At 66.8% G+C, this 18,999-nt stretch carries 17 protein-coding genes and 1 tRNA gene; 15 read left to right on the top strand and 3 right to left on the bottom strand.

What is annotated here, in order from left to right:
• Positions 1–12: 12 nt before the first annotated feature.
• The 6 genes from hflK (at position 13) to M0L44_RS07205 (ending at position 5,651) form a co-directional block, all read left to right on the top strand.
• On the top strand, positions 13–1,320 hold the full coding sequence (gene hflK / locus M0L44_RS07230) for an FtsH protease activity modulator HflK (RefSeq protein WP_435526394.1): 1,308 nt from the start codon (positions 13–15) through the stop codon (positions 1,318–1,320).
• Between the two features lie 23 nt (positions 1,321–1,343).
• Positions 1,344–2,234 (top strand): protease modulator HflC, encoded by an 891-nt coding sequence (gene hflC, locus M0L44_RS07225; protein WP_252768978.1) that lies wholly within the window; start codon positions 1,344–1,346, stop codon positions 2,232–2,234.
• Positions 2,235–2,262: 28 nt separating this feature from the next.
• Positions 2,263–2,460: a DUF2065 domain-containing protein gene (locus M0L44_RS07220; RefSeq protein WP_252768977.1), complete on the top strand. Its 198-nt coding sequence runs from the start codon at positions 2,263–2,265 to the stop codon at positions 2,458–2,460.
• Positions 2,461–2,529: 69 nt separating this feature from the next.
• Positions 2,530–3,696, top strand: coding sequence for an ATP phosphoribosyltransferase regulatory subunit (locus M0L44_RS07215; protein ID WP_252768976.1), 1,167 nt, complete (start codon positions 2,530–2,532; stop codon positions 3,694–3,696).
• Between the two features lie 46 nt (positions 3,697–3,742).
• The gene (locus tag M0L44_RS07210) at positions 3,743–5,083 is read left to right on the top strand and encodes an adenylosuccinate synthase (RefSeq protein ID WP_252768975.1); all 1,341 of its coding nucleotides are present in this window, start codon (positions 3,743–3,745) and stop codon (positions 5,081–5,083) included.
• Between the two features lie 46 nt (positions 5,084–5,129).
• Positions 5,130–5,651, top strand: a complete 522-nt coding sequence (locus M0L44_RS07205; protein ID WP_151124749.1) for a phosphoribosyltransferase — start codon at positions 5,130–5,132, stop codon at positions 5,649–5,651.
• Positions 5,652–5,810: 159 nt separating this feature from the next.
• On the opposite strand, the gene M0L44_RS07200 is transcribed toward M0L44_RS07205, so the two are convergent.
• Positions 5,811–5,895 (bottom strand) — tRNA-Leu (locus tag M0L44_RS07200).
• Positions 5,896–6,013: 118 nt separating this feature from the next.
• Here M0L44_RS07200 and rnr point away from each other — a divergent pair.
• On the top strand, positions 6,014–8,266 hold the full coding sequence (gene rnr, locus M0L44_RS07195; protein WP_252769286.1) for a ribonuclease R: 2,253 nt from the start codon (positions 6,014–6,016) through the stop codon (positions 8,264–8,266).
• 40 nt (positions 8,267–8,306) lie between these two features.
• Here rnr and M0L44_RS07190 read toward each other — a convergent pair whose 3' ends face one another.
• Positions 8,307–9,890, bottom strand: a complete 1,584-nt coding sequence (locus tag M0L44_RS07190; protein WP_252768974.1) for an NAD(P)H-hydrate dehydratase — start codon at positions 9,888–9,890, stop codon at positions 8,307–8,309.
• Positions 9,891–9,935: 45 nt separating this feature from the next.
• The gene (locus M0L44_RS07185; RefSeq protein WP_252768973.1) at positions 9,936–11,150 is read right to left on the bottom strand and encodes an NAD(P)/FAD-dependent oxidoreductase; all 1,215 of its coding nucleotides are present in this window, start codon (positions 11,148–11,150) and stop codon (positions 9,936–9,938) included.
• Positions 11,151–11,660: 510 nt separating this feature from the next.
• Here M0L44_RS07185 and rpsB point away from each other — a divergent pair.
• From rpsB to rseP, 8 genes are all read left to right on the top strand, one after another.
• Complete coding sequence (gene rpsB / locus M0L44_RS07180) at positions 11,661–12,407, top strand: 30S ribosomal protein S2 (RefSeq protein ID WP_252768972.1); 747 nt, start codon at positions 11,661–11,663, stop codon at positions 12,405–12,407.
• A gap of 117 nt (positions 12,408–12,524) precedes the next feature.
• Complete coding sequence (tsf, locus tag M0L44_RS07175; protein ID WP_252768971.1) at positions 12,525–13,421, top strand: translation elongation factor Ts; 897 nt, start codon at positions 12,525–12,527, stop codon at positions 13,419–13,421.
• 100 nt (positions 13,422–13,521) lie between these two features.
• Positions 13,522–14,232 carry a UMP kinase gene (gene pyrH, locus M0L44_RS07170; RefSeq protein WP_252768970.1) on the top strand — a complete coding sequence of 237 codons (711 nt, stop codon included), beginning with the start codon at positions 13,522–13,524 and terminating at the stop codon, positions 14,230–14,232.
• Between the two features lie 23 nt (positions 14,233–14,255).
• The gene (gene frr / locus M0L44_RS07165) at positions 14,256–14,816 is read left to right on the top strand and encodes a ribosome recycling factor (RefSeq protein WP_252768969.1); all 561 of its coding nucleotides are present in this window, start codon (positions 14,256–14,258) and stop codon (positions 14,814–14,816) included.
• A gap of 5 nt (positions 14,817–14,821) precedes the next feature.
• On the top strand, positions 14,822–15,562 hold the full coding sequence (gene uppS / locus M0L44_RS07160) for an undecaprenyl pyrophosphate synthase (protein WP_252768968.1): 741 nt from the start codon (positions 14,822–14,824) through the stop codon (positions 15,560–15,562).
• Between the two features lie 10 nt (positions 15,563–15,572).
• Positions 15,573–16,409: a phosphatidate cytidylyltransferase gene (locus M0L44_RS07155; protein WP_252768967.1), complete on the top strand. Its 837-nt coding sequence runs from the start codon at positions 15,573–15,575 to the stop codon at positions 16,407–16,409.
• 11 nt (positions 16,410–16,420) lie between these two features.
• A complete protein-coding gene (locus M0L44_RS07150; RefSeq protein WP_252768966.1) occupies positions 16,421–17,614 on the top strand; it encodes a 1-deoxy-D-xylulose-5-phosphate reductoisomerase in 1,194 nt (397 codons plus the stop codon).
• 3 nt (positions 17,615–17,617) lie between these two features.
• A complete protein-coding gene (gene rseP / locus M0L44_RS07145; protein ID WP_252768965.1) occupies positions 17,618–18,985 on the top strand; it encodes an RIP metalloprotease RseP in 1,368 nt (455 codons plus the stop codon).
• The last annotated feature ends 14 nt before the right edge of the window (positions 18,986–18,999 follow it).

Below are 18,999 nucleotides of genomic sequence, written 5' to 3'. Positions count from 1 at the left end.
ACTGGCATGACCATGCGAGACCACACCCTGGCACCTCCTTCCTGGCCGCAGCGTTTCAACGCGCTGGCGCTGGCCGCCCGAGATCTGTTGCAGGGCGGTTGGGGGCGGCTGCGCGGGGCGACGGTGGTCCTCAACAACGGACGCAACGAGGGTCCGCCGGACCTGGATGAACTTTGGCGTGACTTCAACCGCAAGCTCTCCGGCTTGTTCGGTGGCAAGCCCTCGGGGCCCTCCGCTCCCGAAGGGGGTGGTTCGGGCAACTTCCAGCCCGACATGAAAAGTGCAGGCAAGGGCGTGGTCCTGATTGTCGGCGTGGTGGCGCTCATCTGGCTGGGCAGCGGCGCCTTCATCGTGCAGGAAGGCCACCAGGCCGTGATCACGACCTTCGGCCGCTACAGCACAACCCTGGGCGCCGGTTTCCAGTGGCGGCTGCCCTATCCCTTCCAGGCCCATGAGATCGTGCCAGTGACGCAGTTGCGTTCGGTCGAGGTGGGCGGCACCGGCGTCGTGCCAGCCACCGGCTTGCGCGATTCGTCGATGCTGACCCAGGACGAGAACATCGTCGACATCCGCTTCACGGTGCAGTACACACTCAAGGATGCCCGTGCCTTCTTGTTTGAGAACCGGGACACCGAGCAGGCGGTGGTGCAGGCGGCCGAGTCCGCGGTGCGCGAGATCGTTGGGCGCAGCAAGGTCGACGGCGTGCTGTACGAGCGTCGGGATGCGATCGCGGCCGAGCTGGTCCAGTCCATTCAGAACCAACTCGATCGCTTGAATGCCGGCGTGAGCATCAAGAACGTGAACCTGCAGAACGTACAGGTGCCCGAACAGGTGCAGGCGGCCTTCGACGATGCCGTGAAGGCCGGGGCCGACCGGGATCGCTTCAAGAACGAGGGTCAGGCCTACGCGAGTGACGTCATCCCGAAGGCGCAGGGCACGGCCGCTCGGCTGGCCGAGGAAGCGCAGGGCTACAAATCCCGCGTGGTCGCCCAGGCTGAAGGGGATTCCCAGCGCTTCCTGTCGGTGTACCGCGAGTACCAGAAGGCTCCTGCCGTCACCCGGGATCGCCTCTACACCGACACCATGCGTGAGGTCTATTCCAACGTCAGCAAGGTGCTGGTCGATACCCGCTCCTCGTCGCCCCTGCTGTATCTGCCCCTGGACAAGCTGATGCAGCAGTCGGGGGCCGCTGCGCAGGCGCCGGCCACGGGGGCGGCTGCCACCAATCCGCCGGCGGTGTCCCTGCCGGACACGTCGAACGGCAGCGTCGACTCGCGCAGCCGCGACAGCGCGCGCACCCGAGACCGTGAAACCCGCTGAACCCTGAACGGGACGAGAACACGATGAACCGCATTGCATTGCTGGTGGGAGGCGTCCTGGTGGCCCTGATGGTGGCTGCCTCGACGATGTTCGTGGTGGATCAACGCAAGGTGGCGGTGGTCTACATGCTGGGCGAGATCAAGGAAGTCATCACCGAGCCGGGGCTGAAGTTCAAGCTGCCGCTGTTCCAGAACGTGGTCTTCCTGGATCGCCGCATCCAGACGCTGGACAGCCCGGAGAACCGCCCGATCTTCACCGCTGAGAAGAAGAGTCTGATCATCGATTGGCTGGTCAAGTGGCGCATCCGCGAGCCGCGCCAGTTCATCCGCAACAACGGCACCGACATCCGGGTGCTGGAGAACCGGCTGAGCCCGGTGGTGCAGGCGGCCTTCAACGAGGAAGTGACCAAGCGAACGGTCGGCGGCGTGCTGGCCACCGAGCGCGAAAAGGTCATGACCGACGTGAGGAAGCGACTGGCCGACGAGGCCGCTTCGTTCGGCATCGAGATCCTGGACGTGCGGATCAAGCGCGTGGATTTCGTGGCCAACATCACCGATTCGGTCTACCGTCGCATGGAGTCCGAGCGCAAGCAGGTGGCCAATGAGCTCCGCTCGCAAGGGCAGGCCGAGGGAGAGAAGATCCGTGCTGACGCTGACCGGCAGCGCGAGGTGATCGTTGCCGAGGCCTACCGGGACGCCCAGAAGATCAAGGGCGAGGGGGATGCACAGGCTTCCTCCCTGTACGGCGAGGCCTTCAGCAAGGACCCGCAGTTCGCGCAGTTCTACCGCAGCCTGGAAGCCTATCGCGCCACCTTCCACAGCAAGAGCGACGTGATGGTGGTCGACCCGAGTTCCGATTTCTTCAAGGCCATGCGCGGCAGCGGTGCTGCGGCCGGCCCGGCGCCGCGCAAGTGAGCGCGTCCCGACGGGATATCTGGCTGCCGTGTCGGATCTGTTCTGGGCCGCATTCGGCCTGATGCTGGTGATGGAAGGGCTGCTGCCCTTTCTCGGGCCACAGCAGTGGCGGGCGATCTTCCTGCGTGCGGCCCAGCTCAGCGATGGCCAGATCCGCTTCCTGGGCGGCGCCAGCCTGTGCCTGGGTTTGCTGCTGTTGTGGTTGTGGGGGCCGGCGGGCGGGTGAGCTGACGGGCCTGGCTGTCATCGGTAGCCAGGGTCTGTACAATGCTGCTTTTAACCCCGGTGCCATTTCATGTCCTCTGCTTGGCTGTTGCCAGAGCACATTGCCGATGTCCTGCCCGCGGAGGCCAGGCGCATCGAGGAGTTGCGCCGCCAGTGGCTGGATCTGGCGCGCGGTTACGGTTTCGAGCTGGTGATGCCGCCGCTGCTCGAACATCTGGAGTCCCTGCTGTCTGGGACGGGCCGGGAGCTCAGTCTCAAGACATTCAAGCTGGTCGACCAGCTCAGTGGCCGCACGCTGGGCTTGCGTGCCGACACCACGCCTCAGGCGGCCCGCATTGACGCTCACCTGCTCAACCGTGAGGGCGTGACCCGTCTGTGCTACTGCGGCCCGGTGCTGCACACCCGTCCTTCGGGCCTGTATTCGACCCGTGAGCAATTGCAGTTCGGCGCCGAGATCTTCGGTCACGCCGGATTGGAGGCCGAGTTGGAGGTGCAGGAACTGGCGCTGGGCGGGCTGCAGGCGGCCGGTGTGCCGCAACTGACCATCGACTTGGGCGATGCGCGCATCGTCCGTTCCGTGCTGGCCGGTGCCCTGCTGGATGGCGAAGCCCTGACCGAGTTGGTGGCTGCCTTGACCGCCAAGGATGGCAGCACGGTGCGCGCAATGGCTGCGCGCTGCCCCGCTGAGACCCGGGAAGGGCTGGTGGCCCTGCTGGATCTGTACGGCGGCGAGGAGGTGCTGGAGAGTGCAGGGCGCCTGCTGCCTGCACGCAGCCCCATTCAGGCGGCGCTGGCCGATCTGGCTTGGCTGACAGGTCATCTGCGCCGGGCCTACCCCGAGGTGCAGATTGGTTTCGACCTCTCCGACATGAGCGGCTACGCCTACTACAGCGGTGTTCGCTTCGCCATCTACGGCGGCGGTTCGGCCGACGCGCTGGCGCGTGGAGGTCGCTACGACGAAATCGGCGCCGTGTTCGGTCGCAACCGTCCGGCCGTGGGCTTCAGCGTGATCGACCTGAAGAACCTGGCGGCCCTGGTGCCTGCGGGCCCGGCCCGGGCTGCCATTCGTGCGCCCTGGGCCGAGGACGACGGGCTTCGCTCGATGATCCGGACGCTGCGCAGCCAGGGCGAGACCGTGGTCTGCATCCTGCCCGGACACGAGCAGGAGACCGAGGAATTTGATTGCGACCGGGAATTGACCCAGGTCGACGGCCACTGGCTGGTGCGGGCGCTCTGAGCGCTGTACCCACCCCCTACTGTTTTCATTGAATCGCTGGAACGCCATGCAACAAGGCAATACTTCTGCGCGCGGGCGCAACGTCGTGGTCGTCGGGACCCAATGGGGTGACGAGGGCAAGGGCAAGGTTGTGGACTGGCTGACGGACCACGCGCAGGGCGTGGTGCGTTTCCAGGGTGGCCACAATGCCGGCCACACCCTGGTCATCAAGGGCGTGAAGACTGCACTGCAGCTGATCCCCTCGGGCATCATGCGCGAGGGCGTGGCCTGCTACATCGGCAACGGAGTGGTGGTCGACCCGACCCACCTGCTCAGCGAGATCGAGCGCCTGGAGAAGGTGGGGCTGGAGGTGCGTTCGCGCCTGTACATCAGCGAGTCCTGCCCGCTGATCCTGCCTTTCCACGTGGCCGTCGACAAGGCGCGCGAGGCGCTGCGCGAGAACAGCGGTGCCGGCAAGATCGGCACCACCTGCAAGGGCATCGGCCCCTCCTATGAGGACAAGGTGGCCCGCCGCGCCCTGCGCGTGCAGGACCTGAAGCACCCCGAGCGCTTCGCGGTCAAGCTGCGCGAACTGCTGGACATGCACAACTTCATGCTCCAGGGCTACCTGAAGGCCGAGGCGCTGGAATTCCAGCCGATCTTCGACCAGGCCATGGCCATGGGTGAACAGCTGCGTCCGATGATGGCCGATGTGGGCTACGCGCTGCACAAGGCCCATCTGGCGGGCCAGAACCTGCTGTTCGAGGGTGCGCAGGGCACGCTGCTGGACATCGACCATGGCACCTACCCCTACGTGACCTCCAGCAACTGTGTGGCCGGCAATGCGGCCGCAGGTTCGGGCCTAGGCCCGCAGATGCTGCAGTACATCCTGGGCATCACCAAGGCCTACACGACGCGCGTGGGCTCGGGGCCTTTCCCGACCGAACTGGACATCAACGCCGAGGGCACGGTGGGCCACCACCTGTCCACCGTCGGCCAGGAGCGCGGTACCGTGACCGGCCGCGCCCGTCGCTGCGGCTGGCTGGATGCGGCCGCGCTCAAGCGCGCCATCATCATCAACGGCATCTCCGGCCTGTGCATCACCAAGCTCGACGTGCTGGACGGCCTCAAGGAGATCCAGGTCTGCACGGGCTACCGTCTGCACGGGCAGGACGTGGACATCCTGCCGCTGGATGCCGACGACATCGCCGCCTGCGAACCGGTGTACGAGACCTTCCCGGGCTGGGAAGGCAGCACCTTTGGCCTGACCCGCTGGGACGACCTGCCCGTCAACGCGCGCCGCTACCTGGAGCGCGTCCAGGCCTTCATCGGCGCACCGATCGACATGGTCTCCACCGGCCCCGATCGCGACCACACCATCCTGCTGCGCCACCCCTACCAGGGCTGAACGCGGAACCCCTGCGCCACACGCACACCGACTGATTGGAGAACCCATGCTCACCGACGACGGCAAGCATCTTTACGTGTCCTGGGACGAGTACCACCTGCTCACCGAGCGGCTGGCTCTGAAGGTGCACCACTCTGGCTGGCAGTTCGACCAGATTCTGTGCCTGGCACGTGGCGGCATGCGGCCGGGCGATGTGCTCTCGCGCGTGTTCGACAAGCCGCTGGCCATCATGTCGACCAGTTCCTACCGGGCCGAAGCCGGCACGATCCAGGGGCGTCTGGACATGGCCAAGTACATCACCATGCCCAAGGGTGAACTGGCCGGCCGCGTGCTGCTGGTGGACGATCTGGCCGATTCCGGCGAAACCCTCAAGGCGGTCGTGGAGCGCCTGCGCGGCATGCCGCAGATCGCCGAGCTGCGCTCGGCGGTGCTGTGGACCAAGGCCGTGTCGACCTACAAGCCCGACTACTTCGTCGAGGAGCTGGTCACCAGCCCCTGGATCCATCAGCCTTTCGAGGAGTACGACTCGTTGCGTCCCGAAGGTTTGGAGCGCAAGCACGCGATCTGACCGCATGACCGACCCAGCCCGCGCACGGTGCGGGGCTGGGCATGATCGGGTGCCGTGTGGGAAACACCACAACGACCCGGTCTCGGCAGCCCAAAACAAAAAGGCCGGCACAACGTGCCAGCCTTCGAAGAAGAATTTCCGAGAAATTCTCGTTATTCTTGGTGCCCAGGAGAGGACTCGAACCTCCACGGAGTTACCCGCTAGTACCTGAAACTAGTGCGTCTACCAATTCCGCCACCTGGGCATTTCAGGATTTTGCCGCTCAAGGGTGACTCGTGTTGAGTCGCTCCGAAAGCGAAAGATAGGACTTTACCATTAAAACAAAGCAGAACACAAGTGCTTCGACAGCGGCCAGCGCTTCGCTGGGGGATGTCGAAGGGGTGGTGATGGGCCACCGCGATGGTCACGGCTTCGTGCGCCGTGACGATGGGGAGGGGGACATCTACCTGTCTCCCCAGGAGATGAGGGCGGTGCTGCACCGGGACCGCGTGCGGGTGCGCATCCAGCGGCTGGATCGCAAAGGGCGGCCCGAAGGGCGTGTGGTCGACATCCTTGAACGTCGCAAGGTACCGATCATCGGTCGCCTGCTGCTCGAGAACGGTGTCTGGCTGGTGGCCCCTGAGGACCGGCGTTACGGGCAGGACATCCTGATCCCGAAGAACGGCATCGCCAATGCCTCCGTGGGCCAGGTGGTGGCGGTGGAACTCACCGAGCCGGCTTCGATGTACTCGCAGCCCGTGGGCCGGGTCAGCGAGGTGCTGGGCGAGATCGACGACCCGGGCATGGAGATCGAGATCGCGGTGCGCAAGTACGAGGTGCCGCACCGATTCTCGCCAGAAACCCTGTCCCAGGCGGCCGCCCTGCCCGAGAAGCTCAAGTCTGCGGATCTGAAGCAGCGGGTGGATCTGCGGGACGTTCCCTTTGTCACCATCGACGGGGAAGATGCGCGCGACTTCGATGACGCGGTGTTCTGCGAACCCTTTGCCAGCGGTCGCGGGGCCGCCGCGGTCAAGGGTTGGCGTCTGCTGGTGGCCATCGCCGACGTGTCGCACTACGTCACGCCGGGCGAGCCGCTGGACCGCGATGCCTACGAGCGCGCGACCTCGGTGTACTTCCCGCGCCGGGTCATCCCGATGCTGCCGGAGAAGCTCTCCAACGGCTTGTGTTCACTCAATCCCGAAGTCGACCGGCTGACCATGGTCTGCGACATGGTGGTCAGCGACCTGGGCGAGGTGACGGCCTACCAGTTCTACCCGGGGGTGATCTGCTCGCATGCTCGGCTCACCTATACCGAGGTGGCGGCGGCCTTGAGCAACACCCGTGGCCCAGAGGCCACCCGACGCGCCGCACTGCTGCCGCATTTGCTGCAGCTCCACGAGGTTTATCGGGCACTGCTCAAGTCCCGCGAGCGTCGCGGTGCGGTCGATTTCGACACCACGGAGACGCAGATCGTCTGCGACGAGAACGGCCGCATCGAAAAGATCGTGCCCCGGGTGCGCAACGATGCCCATCGGTTGATCGAAGAGGCCATGCTGGCGGCCAATGTCTGCGCGGCGGACTTCATCAATGTGCACCAGCACCCCTGCCTGTTCCGGGTGCACGAGGGCCCCACGCCCGAGAAGCGGCTGGCCCTTCAGAACTACCTGAAGGCGCAGGGCATCGGCCTGTCCCTGAGTGAGGAACCCACGCCAGCGGAGTTCCAGGCCATCGCCGAGGCCACCAAGGATCGGGTGGATGCCGCGCAGATCCACACCATGTTGCTGCGGACCATGCAGCAGGCGCTTTACACCCCGGTCAACAGCGGCCACTTCGGGCTGGCCTACGAGGCCTATGCCCACTTCACCAGCCCGATCCGCCGCTATCCCGACTTGCTGGTGCACCGGGTGCTCAAGGCAATTCTGGCGGGCAAGCACTACCACCTGGGCAAGGGGGAGCATGGGCCGGCGCCGACACGCAAGAACGGCAGGCCCACCAAGGTCCAGATGGCGGAGACTGAGCGCTGGGAGGCGGCGGGTCTGCACTGCAGCACCAATGAGCGGCGGGCGGACGAGGCGTCCCGCGACGTGGAGGCCTGGCTCAAGTGCCGCTACATGCGCGAGCGTCTGGGCGAAGAGTTCAGTGGCTCGGTGACGGCAGTCACCAGCTTCGGCGTCTTTGTGACGCTGGACGCGCTCTACGTCGAGGGCCTGGTCCACATCACCGAACTTGGCGGCGAGTACTTCCGCTTCGACGAAGTGCGCCAGGAGCTGCGTGGCGAGCGTTCCGGCGTGCGCTACGCCATCGGTACCCGGGTGCGCATCCAGGTCAGCCGTGTCGATCTGGATGGGCGTCGGATCGATTTCCGGATGGTGCGCGATGGCGAGGAGGTGCGGCCGGGTGCCGCGCCTCGCAAGAGTGCATCCGGTCAGAGCCCCGCGCGCGGCGGTGGCAAGAAGGCCACCGAGGAACTGGCGGAGCTGGAACAGGCAGACCGCGTCCACAAGCGCGCAGCCAAGGTGGCACGGGGCAAGTCCGGCCGAGGCGCCCGCAATGGCGAGGGCACCACGACGGCCAAAGGTGGCGAGGTGGGGCGAGCTGCCGGCGCGGGGCGCAAGAACGCCACCAAACGTCGCTGAAGAGAGGCGCCCTGGAACCTTTGTGTCCTGCCACGTGCCTTCAGCGTGAGTCAGGTCCCATGGCGGCTGCTTCGAGCTGCCCGGCCATGGCGTCGATCAGTGCGCCGGCCAGGAGGGGGCCATGGGCCTCGGGCAGGGCCCGCATGGCTGCCGCGCCGTGCAGCCATGCCGAGGCGGCTGCGACCCGGCCTGCCAGCGCCATCTCGTCGTCGGCGGCTTCCTGTGCCGCCCCCCAGGCGGCACCCAGCCAGCCAGCCAGCACATCGCCGCTGCCGGGGCTGGCCAGCCCACCGTGTCCCGTCGGGTTGATCCAGCATGGACCCGACGGCGGCGCCACCACGGTGCCGGAGCCCTTGAGCAGCACCACAGCCCCCAGCTGTCTGGCCAGTGCCTGGGCATGGTGGATGCGATCTGCCTGGATGGCGGCACTGCTGCAGCCGGCCAGACGGGCGGCCTCCAGCGGGTGGGGGGTGAGCACCGTGGCTTGCCCGTGTTGGGCGCGGGCCTTCAGGGCCTGCTGCAGCCCTGGATCGGCTGCCACGGCGTTCAGGCCATCTGCGTCCAGCACCAGCCGACGTGCCCGACTCAGCACTTCCGGCAGCAGTTGGCGCACAGACAGGCCGCCGCCGCAGCCGCACACCACCGTGGCCTTCTCGAGCACCTCGGGCGCTTGCCAATCCGCGGGACGACGGAACATCAGCTCGGGGTGCACCAGGTCGCAGTCCAGTGGTGGGTTCTCGTCCAGCAGACTCACATAGACGCGCCCGGCACCGCCGGCCAGGCCGGCTCGCCCCGCCAGCAAGGCGGCGCCGGTCATGCCGCGCGCACCAGCCAGCACCCAGAGGTCGCCGAAGCTGCCTTTGTGCTGGGCGTGCTGTCTCGGTGGCCAGACGGCCAGGGCCGTTTCCTGCCCTGTGATCCACGCCGAGGCCGGGTGCAGGGCGGGATCGGGTTGAATGCCCAGGTCATCCCACCACAGCGCGCCGGTCAGGTCACGCCCGCGGCCCGTGAACAGTCCAGGTTTGAGGGTCAGCAGGGACAGCGTGGCCTGGGCCCGGACCACCACCTCACCGGTGGCCTGCCCGGTGTCACTGTTCATCCCGCTGGGCAGGTCCACGGACAGCACCGGGCTGGCCTGGGTGTTGCACCAGTGGGCCAGTTCGGCCAGCCGGCCCTCCAGGGGGCGGGTCTGCCCGAGCCCCAGCAGGGCGTCGATCACGGCCCGCGGAGGGGGCGAGGGCGGGGGAAGTTCATCCGTGAACGGAACGCCGGCGGCTTGGGCATCGATCCATGCCTGACGGGCGTCCGGCGGTTGCTGCTCCGTCGTGCCGGCCAGAACCACGCGGACCGCCAGGCCCTGCTGGTGCAGCAGCCGGGCGGCCACCAGGCCGTCGCCGCCGTTGTTGCCCGGTCCGCAGAGCACCCAGAAGGTGCCCTGGGGTTGCCCCAGGGCCAGGGCCAAGCGCGCAACGGCCAGTCCGGCCCGTGCCATCAGTTGACCGGCGCCGGTCTGCCTTTTCAGGGCGCTGGCCTCGATCTGCCGCGAATGCGCGGTGTCGTGCACACGCAGCGTTGTGCGGGGCAGCTGGGTTGAGGCTGGTGCGAGAACGGGGAGAAGCGCCATGTCGGGAGTGTGGCGGGCGTCAGCAGCGCTGTCACCCCCGAGCGCTCACCAGCGCGTGCAGCTCAGCAAGTCCTGCCCATCCTGGGCGGGGCGCCCTTCCAGGCCGTCGGCCAGCAGGTGGGCACAGCCGCCAGCCAGGGCGCTGCCCTGGTCGCCGTGGCCCAGGTTCAACCACAGGCCCGGCCAGGGGCTGGGGCCCACAACCGGAGCGTCGTCAGGCAGCGTTGCGCGTGTGCCTTGCCAGGCTTGGGCTGGATTGCCGTGCCCGGCTTCCGGAAACCAGCGCTCCAGCGCGCCGTACATCCGGCTCTGTGTGCGGCTGGACGGCCGACCCTTGGCGTCCAGCTCGGCCCACGGGTCGGTGATCCGCACCCGTGTGCCCAGCCGTGACAGGACCAGACCCGTCTGGGCGTCCGTGACAGCCCCCTGCGGTCCCGGATCCGGCATCGCCTCGGGCAGGTTCAGGGGGGCGGTCACCGAGCAGCCGGGGGCGGCGCGCAGGGGCAGCCGCAGGCCCTGGGTCTTCAGCCATTGCATGGAGGTGGTGCCGGTGCAGAGCGCCACGGCGTCGAATCGGGTCTCCTGCCGTGGATTGCTGCCCATCGCCCCATGGCTCAGTCGGGTCGGGTGCCGGGGGTCGATTTCGTCCACCTCGGTGTTGAGGTGGAAGAGGGCGCCAGCCTGCTGGGCCAGTTGCCTGAGCAGCTGCGCCAGCTGGCGGGTGTTCACCACCCGGACCTGGGGCAGCCAGAGCCCTCCCGCCGCGGGGCGGCCGGTGTCGAGCGCGGGTTCGGCCTGGCTCAGCGCCTCGCGCCCAAGCACCTGATGAGGCAGGCCCAGGCTGACCAGGTGGGCGGCATCCGCCGGGCCGAGCTTGAGGCTGCGTTCATCGGAATGCAGGATCAGCCAGCCGCGCCTTTGCTCAAACTCCAGGTGGTGCTCGCTTTCGAGCCGCTCCAGCCAGCGCTCGCCCAGTTCGGACAGACGCACCAGCACCTGCTGACGGGCGAGCCAATCCGGCTGTTTGCGGGCGCGGGCCTGGTGGCGGGCCTGGGGATTCCACGGCGCGCGCTGCTGCCACCGAGGGTGTCGGGTCAGGCTGGGCAACACCGTCGGGCAGAGGATGCCGGCGCCCGCAAAGCTCGACTCGGCGGCGATCCCGCTGCGGCGTTCAAACACCTCCACCCGGTGCCCGCGCAGGGACAACTCCAAGGCGGTGCAAACACCGACAAATCCGGCGCCCACGATGCCAATGTGCATGTCAGGCGCTCCGGTCTGAACAGAGATGAGGGCGGCTCGGTGGCCGGGCGGCTGAGCCCTGAGGGCGCTGTGGTGAGAACGGGATCAGAAACCGGGATTGCATCAGAAAAGCCGCGGGCGGCAGGGGTGGGAGCGGGACCCCCAGTGCCCCAGGCACGCTGGAACCGCTGTGCAGCGGTGGCGTGGCGCCCGGCATCGCGTTGTTGACAAGTGGCATTGTGCCTTGCGTTTGGACACGGTTCTCCTCGGTCTCCCGTCGCTGTCGCCAACGGGTGGGGCGGCGTCGCAGTTTCTGCTACAATCTTGCGGTTTACCTCTGCGGAATTCTTTGAGGGCCTTCTTCTGGGCGCTTTTTCGAATGTTTGCCGCGGGGTGAACAGGTGGCTGCCGTGGTGGTGGCTGCCTCAATCGCGAACCCGGTCTCTCAAGGTGTTGCGTGTGGCCTGCGGATGGTTTTCTGCGGCGCGGCAATCAGGACCGGGCTTCTAGACCCAACCTTTGGAGTACTCCATGTCTGTTTCGATGCGCGAAATGCTGGAAGCCGGTGTCCACTTTGGTCACCAAACCCGCTTCTGGAACCCCAAGATGGCGCCGTTCATTTACGGCCATCGCAACAAGATCCACATCATCAACCTCGAAAAGACGCTGCCGAAGTTCGAGGAAGCTCTGAAGTTCGTGCGTCAGCTGTCGGCCAAGCGCGGCACCATCCTGTTCGTGGGCACCAAGCGTCAGGCGCGTGACGTGGTGGCTCTGGAAGCCGCCCGCTGCGGCATGCCCTATGTTGACCAGCGTTGGCTGGGTGGCATGCTGACCAACTTCAAGACGGTCAAGGGCTCGCTGAAGAAGCTCAAGGACATGCAGGCCCAGAAGGACTCTGGCGCCGAAATGCGCATCAAAAAGGAAGCGCTGCTGTTCGACCGTGAGCTGACCAAGCTGGAAAAGGACATCGGCGGCATCCAGGACATGGGCGCGCTGCCGGATGCCATCTTCGTGATCGACGTGGGCTTCCACAAGATCGCCGTGGCGGAAGCCCAGAAGCTGGGCATCCCGGTCGTCGGCGTGGTGGACACCAACCACTCGCCCGATGGCGTGGATTACGTGATCCCCGGCAACGACGACTCCGCCAAGGCTGTGGCCCTGTACGCCAAGGCCATGGCTGACGCCGTGCTGGAAGGCAAGGCCAACGCCGCCACCGAGCTGGTGCAGGCCGTGGCCGCCGACGGTGACGAATTCGTCGAAGTCAGCGAAGAAGCCTGAGCAGGCGCATCGCGCCAGTGACCAAGGGGCTGCTACAGCCCCTTTTTCACACCCCCGAAACGATTTCTGATTGAACCTCGGGTGGTTGCGAAGACCACCTCACACGGAGAGAGAAACATGGCTGCTATTACCGCCGGCATGGTTGCTGAACTGCGCGCCAAGACCGATGCCCCGATGATGGAGTGCAAGAAGGCCCTGACCGAAGCCGAAGGCGACATGACCAAGGCCGAGGAGCTGCTGCGCGTCAAGCTGGGCACCAAGGCTGGCAAGGCCGCCGCCCGCGTGACCGCCGAAGGCGTGGTCGCTTCCTTCATCGACGGCAAGACCGGCGCGATGATCGAAGTCAACTGCGAAACCGACTTCGTGACCAAGAACGACAGCTTCCTGGCCATGGCCAAGGCCGCTGCCGAACTGGTGGCCAAGCACAACCCGGCCGATATCGCGGCCCTGGGCACCCTGGCCTACGAGCAGGACGGCTTCGGCCCCACCCTGGAAGACGTGCGCAAGGGCCTGATCGGCAAGATCGGCGAGAACATGTCCTTCCGCCGCTACCAGCGCTGGGCCAACGGTGGCTCCCTGGCCACTTACCTGCACGGCACCCGCATCGGCGTGGTCGTCGAGTTCGACGGCGATGCCGTGGCTGCCAAGGACGTGGCGATGCACATCGCCGCCATGAAGCCGGTGGCCCTGACCTCCGCCGAAGTGTCGGCCGACCTGATCGCCCGCGAGCGCTCGGTGGCCGAAGCCAAGGCAGCCGAATCCGGCAAGCCGGCCGAGATCGTGGCCAAGATGGTTGAAGGTTCGGTGCAGAAGTACCTGAAGGAAGTCTCGCTGGTGGACCAGGTCTTCGTGAAGGCCTCCGACGGCAAGCAGACCGTGGGTGCCTACCTGAAGTCGGCCAACACCAGCGTCAAGGGTTTCACCCTGTATGTGGTGGGCGAGGGCATCGAGAAGAAGGTGGACGACTTCGCCGCCGAAGTGGCTGCCCAGGTGGCCGCCGCCAAGGGCCAATAAGTCAGGCCCTGACCGGTACGCGGCTGCAACCCTCACCAGGAGCGCGCCGCGTACACTTTCCGCCGATTCACGAGATCCACGCCGCTCTGGGGAACCCCGCATGCCAGCCTACAAGCGCATCCTGCTCAAACTGTCCGGTGAGGCCCTGATGGGCGACGATGCCTACGGCATCAACCGCGCGACCATGGTCCGCATGGTCAAGGAAGTGCAGGAGATCACCGAGATGGGCTGCGAGGTGGCCGTGGTGATCGGTGGTGGCAACATCTTCCGCGGCGTGGCTGGCGGCTCGGTGGGCATGGACCGCGCCACCGCCGACTACATGGGCATGCTGGCCACGGTGATGAACTCGCTGGCCCTGGCTGACACGATGCGCCAGGAAGGCATGACCGCCCGCGTGATGTCCGCCATCTCGATCGAGCAGGTGGTCGAGCCCTACGTGCGGCCCAAGGCGCTGCAGTACCTCGAAGAGGGCAAGGTGGTCGTGTTTGCTGCGGGCACCGGCAACCCCTTCTTCACCACCGACACCGCCGCCGCCCTGCGCGGAGCCGAGATCGGCGCCCAGGTGGTGCTCAAGGCCACCAAGGTGGATGGCGTCTACACCGCCGACCCGAAGAAGGATCCTTCGGCCACCCGCTACAGCCAGATCAGCTTCGATGAGGCGATCTCCAAGAACCTGCAGGTGCTGGACGCCACCGCCTTCGCGCTGTGCCGCGACCAGAAGCTGCCGATCAAGGTCTTTTCCATCTTCAAGCCGGGCGCCCTCAAGCGGGTGGTGCTGGGCGAGGACGAGGGCACCCTGGTGCACGTCTGAGGATTTACGGAACGCGAACGATCATGACCATTGCTGACATCAAGAAGACCGCCGAGACCAAGATGGCCAAGTCGGTCGAGGCCCTGAAGAACGAGCTGCAGAAGATCCGTACCGGCCGTGCCCACCCGGGCATCCTGGACCAGGTCCATGTCGAGTACTACGGCTCCATGGTGCCGCTGAGCCAGGTGGCCAACCTGAGCCTGCTCGACGCCCGCACGATCAGCGTGCAGCCCTGGGAAAAGGGCCTGGCCTCCAAGATCGAGAAGGCCATCCGCGAGTCGGATCTGGGCCTGAATCCGGCCTCGCAAGGCGATCTGATCCGCGTGCCGATGCCCGCGCTGACCGAAGAGCGTCGCAAGGAGCTGACCAAGGTCGCCCGCGGCGAAGGCGAGGACGCCAAGGTGGCCGTGCGCAACCTGCGCCGCGATGCCAACGAGCATCTGAAGAAGCTGCTCAAGGACAAGGCCATCACCGAGGACGACGAGCGTCGCGCTCAGGACGATGTCCAGAAGCTGACCGACCGCACGATCACCGAGATCGACAAAACGGTGCAGGCCAAGGAAGCCGACATCCTGGCCGTCTGACACGGATGACCTCCTCGGTTCCGCCTGAGGGCAGCATTCCGCGCCACGTGGCTATCGTGATGGATGGCAACGGGCGCTGGGCGCGCAAGCGCTTCATGCCTCGCATCTTCGGCCACAAATACGGCATGGAGACCGTGGTGCGGGTGATCGACCATTGCCAGAAGCGCGGGGTCGAATACCTGACGGTCTACGCCTTCTCCTCGGAGAACTGGAAGCGTCCCGAGGACGAGGTTTCCGGCCTGATGAATCTGGTCCTGGTCGGGATCTCGAAGTACCTGGCCAAGCTGGCCTCACGTGGCGTACGCATCCATGTGGCTGGAGACCGCAGCAAGGTGTCCGAGCGGGTGCGTCATGCTTGGAATGAGGCCGAGGAACAGACCCGCAACAACACCGGTCTGCATGTGACGGTGGCCTTCAATTACGGCGGCCGCTGGGACATCGTCCAGGCCTGCCAGCGCGCGCTGGCCGAAGGTGTCTCGCCCGAGGCGCTGACCGAGGAAGCGCTGTCTCGTCACATGGCCTTGGCCTATGCGCCGGATCCGGATCTGTTCATCCGCACGGGTGGCGAGGTGCGGGTGAGCAATTTCCTGCTCTGGCAACTGGCCTACGCCGAGTTGTATTTCACTGACTGCCTCTGGCCGGACTTCGACGAAGCCGAGCTGGACAAGGCCTTTGCCGATTTCGCCCGCCGGGATCGGCGCTTCGGCGGTGTCAAGCAGGCGCAGGCGCCCGAGCAGTCGGCCTGATCGGGTCTCCATGCTGATCCAACGAGTCATCACCGCGCTGGTCCTGCTGGCGCTGCTTCTGCCTGCGCTGCTGGCCAGTTCGCCTTGGCCCTTCGCCTTGCTGACCTTGGTGCTCATCGGGGCTGGGGGCTGGGAATGGGCCCGCCTGAACGGTTTCTCAGGTTGGCGCACCTGGGGCACGGGGGCGGTGGTGGTGGCCTTGTGTGCCCTGGGCGCCTGGGCCGGCTGGTCCGTCCAGGCGCCCGCCTGGGTCTGGTGGGCGGCCACGGTCTGTTGGGTGGTGGGCGGCGCCCTGGGCCTGCGCAGCGGCCCGCAGGCCTGGCCTCATCTGCCCCGCGGTGCACGCTGGTTCATCGGGGTGCTGGTGCTGCCGGCCGCCTGGCTGGCTTTCTGCAACGCCCGCGGGCTGGGGCTCAACTTTCTGCTCTCGGCGCTGTGCCTGGTCTGGATGTCGGACATCGCCGCCTATTTCGGTGGCAAGACCTGGGGGCGGCGCAAGCTGGCCGTGACGATCAGTCCGGGCAAGACCTGGGAGGGGGCCTGGACCGGCTTGGTCGGTGTGGGCCTGTTGGCCCTGGCCTGGGCGGGGGCTGAGCACTGGGTGGATGCCGCTGCGACAAGCTTGTTTGACCGCCTGTGGTCCGGCTTGGGGGGGCTGGGCGCCGTGCTGGCCCTGGCGGCCCTCGTCGCGCTGGGCATCATGGGCGATCTGCTGGAGTCGCTGGCCAAACGGGCGGCGGGCATGAAGGATTCGAGTGGCTTGCTGCCGGGACACGGTGGTGTGCTGGACCGGGTGGACGCCCTGTTGCCGGTGCTGCCAGCCGTGATGGCGCTGGCCAGCCTGTGAGGGAGAAGACGATGACGACGCGGCAGAGGCTGTGCATTCTGGGGTCGACCGGGTCGATCGGTACCAACACGCTGGATGTGGCGGCACGCCACCCCGAACGGTTCGAGGTGGTCGCTCTGAGCGCGCATTCGCGCGTGGACGAACTCCTGGCCCAATGCCGGCAATGGCGGCCCCGCTGGGCGGCCATGAGTGACATGGATGCTGCGCAGCGGCTGGCCTCTGCGGTGCGCGCCGAGGGGCTGCCCACCGAGGTGCTGGCCGGGCCGCAGGCCCTGGTGGCCCTGGCGGCCCACGGCGAGGTGGACAGCGTGATGGCCGCCATCGTCGGTGCCGCCGGCCTGCCGGCCTGCATGGCCGCAGCCCGCGCGGGCAAGCGCCTGCTGCTGGCCAACAAGGAGGCCCTGGTCGTGGGCGGTGCCCAGTTCATCGCCGCGGTGCGTGATGGAGGGGCGCAACTGCTGCCCATCGACAGCGAGCACTCGGCCATCTTCCAGTGCCTGCCCGAAGACCGCTCGACCTGGGCGCAACGCATCGATCACATCGTGCTGACCGCCTCCGGCGGCCCATTTCGCCAAGCCGAGCCGGCCAGTCTGCGAGAGGTGACACCGGATCAGGCCTGTGCCCACCCGAATTGGGTGATGGGTCGCAAGATTTCGGTGGATTCGGCCACGATGATGAACAAGGCGCTGGAGGTCATCGAGGCCCGTTGGCTGTTCGATCTGACCCCGTCCCAGGTGAAGGTGGTCATCCATCCTCAGAGCATCATCCACTCGATGGTGGTCTGCCGCGACCAGTCGGTGTTGGCCCAGTTGGGCACGCCCGACATGCGCGTGCCCATTGCCTACGGTCTGTCCTTCCCGGAGCGCATCGCCTCGGGGGCCGCCGCGCTGGATTTTTTGAGCCTCAAATCCCTGACTTTCGAGGCGCCCGAGCGTGCCCGTTTTCCTGGCCTCTTTCTGGCCTGGGAGGCTTTGGAAGGTCCGCATGGCAGCACGGCCGTGCTCAATGCTGCCAATGAAGAAGCCGTGGCGGCGTTCCTGGCGCGCCGCCTGCGGTTCACCGAGATTCACGAAGTCGTGGCCCGGACGCTGGAACTTGAGGTGCCTCGCCTGAGTCTGTCGCTGGATGTGCCGGTGGAGGCCCTGCTCGCGCTGGATGAGCAGGCCCGCCTTCGTGCACGCGAGATCATTGCCCGCCTGAACTGACCCATGCCGATCACGCCACTGGCCTTTGTGCTGACCTTGGGGGTGCTCATCGTCGTGCACGAATTTGGCCACTACAAGGTGGCCCGCTGGTGTGGTGTGAAGGTCCTGCGCTTCTCCGTGGGGTTTGGCCGTGTGCTCTTGCGGCGTGTCTCGCGCGATGGTGTCGAATTCACGCTCGCCTTGATCCCTTTGGGTGGCTACGTTCGCATGCTGGACAGCCGGGAAGGCGAGGTGCCAGCCGACCAGGCGGCGCAGGCCTTCGACCGACAGCCGCTGCGGCGTCGAATGGCCATCGTCGCGGCGGGACCGGTGGCCAATCTGTTGCTGGCCGTGCTGCTGTATGCCGGGGCGGGCTGGATCGGGACCCTGGAGGCCGAGCCAGTCCTGGCCGCGCCGACTGCCGGCAGCCTGGCCGAGGGCGCCGGTCTTCAGGCCGGGGACCGTGTGCAGTCCTTCCATGTGGGCGAGGGAGACTGGCAGGCAGCACGCTCGCTCAACGATGTGCGCAGGGCCCTGGCCCAGGCGGTGCTGGATCGGCAGTCCATCCAACTGGCTGTGGCCGATGCCCAGGGCGCTCACCGGCGGGTGGTGGTGCTGCCGGTGGGGCAATTGGAGGGCGCCGAGCTGGACGGGCCGCTGATCCGCCGCATCGGCATCGGCAATGCGTTCAGCGAGCCGGTGCTGGGGCGCCTGGAGGCCGGTGGCCCGGCCGAGCAGGCCGGCCTGCACGAAGGCGACCGGGTGCTCACGGTGGATGGACGGCCGGTGGCGGATGCGCAGTCTCTGCGTGAGTCGATCCGTGGCGCAGGCGCCCATGCGCCTGGCACGATGCAGTGGCTGGTGGAACGCCAGGGGCAGCGGCTGTCGATCGCCGTGACGCCCCGGCGTGTCGAGGACCGTGACGCCAGCGGCCCCATTGGCCGCATTGATGCCTACGTGGGCCGCGCGCCCGCGATGGTGATGGTGCGGCTGGGCTCGTTGGAAGGCCTGCAGCAAGCCTTCGCACAGACCTGGGACACCGCTTGGACCAGCCTGCGCATGTTGGGGCGCATGCTGGTCGGTCAGGCTTCGCTCAAGCAGCTCAGCGGGCCGCTGACCATCGCCGACTATGCCGGTCAATCGATCCAGATGGGCTTGGTTCCCTACCTGGCTTTTCTCGCCATGATCAGCGTGAGCCTGGGCGTTCTGAACCTGCTGCCGCTGCCCATGCTCGACGGTGGTCACCTGATATATTACGTTTTCGAGGGGGTGACCGGCCACCCGGTCCCGGACCATTGGCAGGCATGGCTGCAGCGCGGTGGTGCCATCGTGCTGCTGCTGATGATGTCCATTGCCCTATCCAACGATGTGGCCCGGTTGCTGGGCCTGTAGTGACACTCTTTCCG

It is taken from the genome of Ideonella oryzae (assembly GCF_024055665.1).
Taxonomy (GTDB): Bacteria; Pseudomonadota; Gammaproteobacteria; order Burkholderiales; family Burkholderiaceae_C; genus Ideonella; species Ideonella oryzae.
Note: the sequence above shows the minus strand (reverse complement) of the source record. Positions and strands in the feature narration are given on the sequence as shown.

What these genes read in the sequence shown, in the direction of transcription:
- hflC (WP_252768978.1), top strand. Translation starts at nt 1,344, where the DNA reads ATGAACCGCATTGCATTGCTGGTGGGAGGCGTCCTGGTGGCCCTGATG.
- M0L44_RS07190 (WP_252768974.1), bottom strand. Translation starts at nt 9,890, where the DNA reads ATGGCGCTTCTCCCCGTTCTCGCACCAGCCTCAACCCAGCTGCCCCGC.
- rseP (WP_252768965.1), top strand. Translation starts at nt 17,618, where the DNA reads ATGCCGATCACGCCACTGGCCTTTGTGCTGACCTTGGGGGTGCTCATC.
- rpsB (WP_252768972.1), top strand. Translation starts at nt 11,661, where the DNA reads ATGTCTGTTTCGATGCGCGAAATGCTGGAAGCCGGTGTCCACTTTGGT.
- uppS (WP_252768968.1), top strand. Translation starts at nt 14,822, where the DNA reads ATGACCTCCTCGGTTCCGCCTGAGGGCAGCATTCCGCGCCACGTGGCT.
- M0L44_RS07155 (WP_252768967.1), top strand. Translation starts at nt 15,573, where the DNA reads ATGCTGATCCAACGAGTCATCACCGCGCTGGTCCTGCTGGCGCTGCTT.
- hflK (WP_435526394.1), top strand. Translation starts at nt 13, where the DNA reads ATGCGAGACCACACCCTGGCACCTCCTTCCTGGCCGCAGCGTTTCAAC.
- tsf (WP_252768971.1), top strand. Translation starts at nt 12,525, where the DNA reads ATGGCTGCTATTACCGCCGGCATGGTTGCTGAACTGCGCGCCAAGACC.
- M0L44_RS07215 (WP_252768976.1), top strand. Translation starts at nt 2,530, where the DNA reads ATGTCCTCTGCTTGGCTGTTGCCAGAGCACATTGCCGATGTCCTGCCC.
- pyrH (WP_252768970.1), top strand. Translation starts at nt 13,522, where the DNA reads ATGCCAGCCTACAAGCGCATCCTGCTCAAACTGTCCGGTGAGGCCCTG.
- frr (WP_252768969.1), top strand. Translation starts at nt 14,256, where the DNA reads ATGACCATTGCTGACATCAAGAAGACCGCCGAGACCAAGATGGCCAAG.
- M0L44_RS07185 (WP_252768973.1), bottom strand. Translation starts at nt 11,150, where the DNA reads ATGCACATTGGCATCGTGGGCGCCGGATTTGTCGGTGTTTGCACCGCC.
- M0L44_RS07210 (WP_252768975.1), top strand. Translation starts at nt 3,743, where the DNA reads ATGCAACAAGGCAATACTTCTGCGCGCGGGCGCAACGTCGTGGTCGTC.
- M0L44_RS07205 (WP_151124749.1), top strand. Translation starts at nt 5,130, where the DNA reads ATGCTCACCGACGACGGCAAGCATCTTTACGTGTCCTGGGACGAGTAC.
- M0L44_RS07150 (WP_252768966.1), top strand. Translation starts at nt 16,421, where the DNA reads ATGACGACGCGGCAGAGGCTGTGCATTCTGGGGTCGACCGGGTCGATC.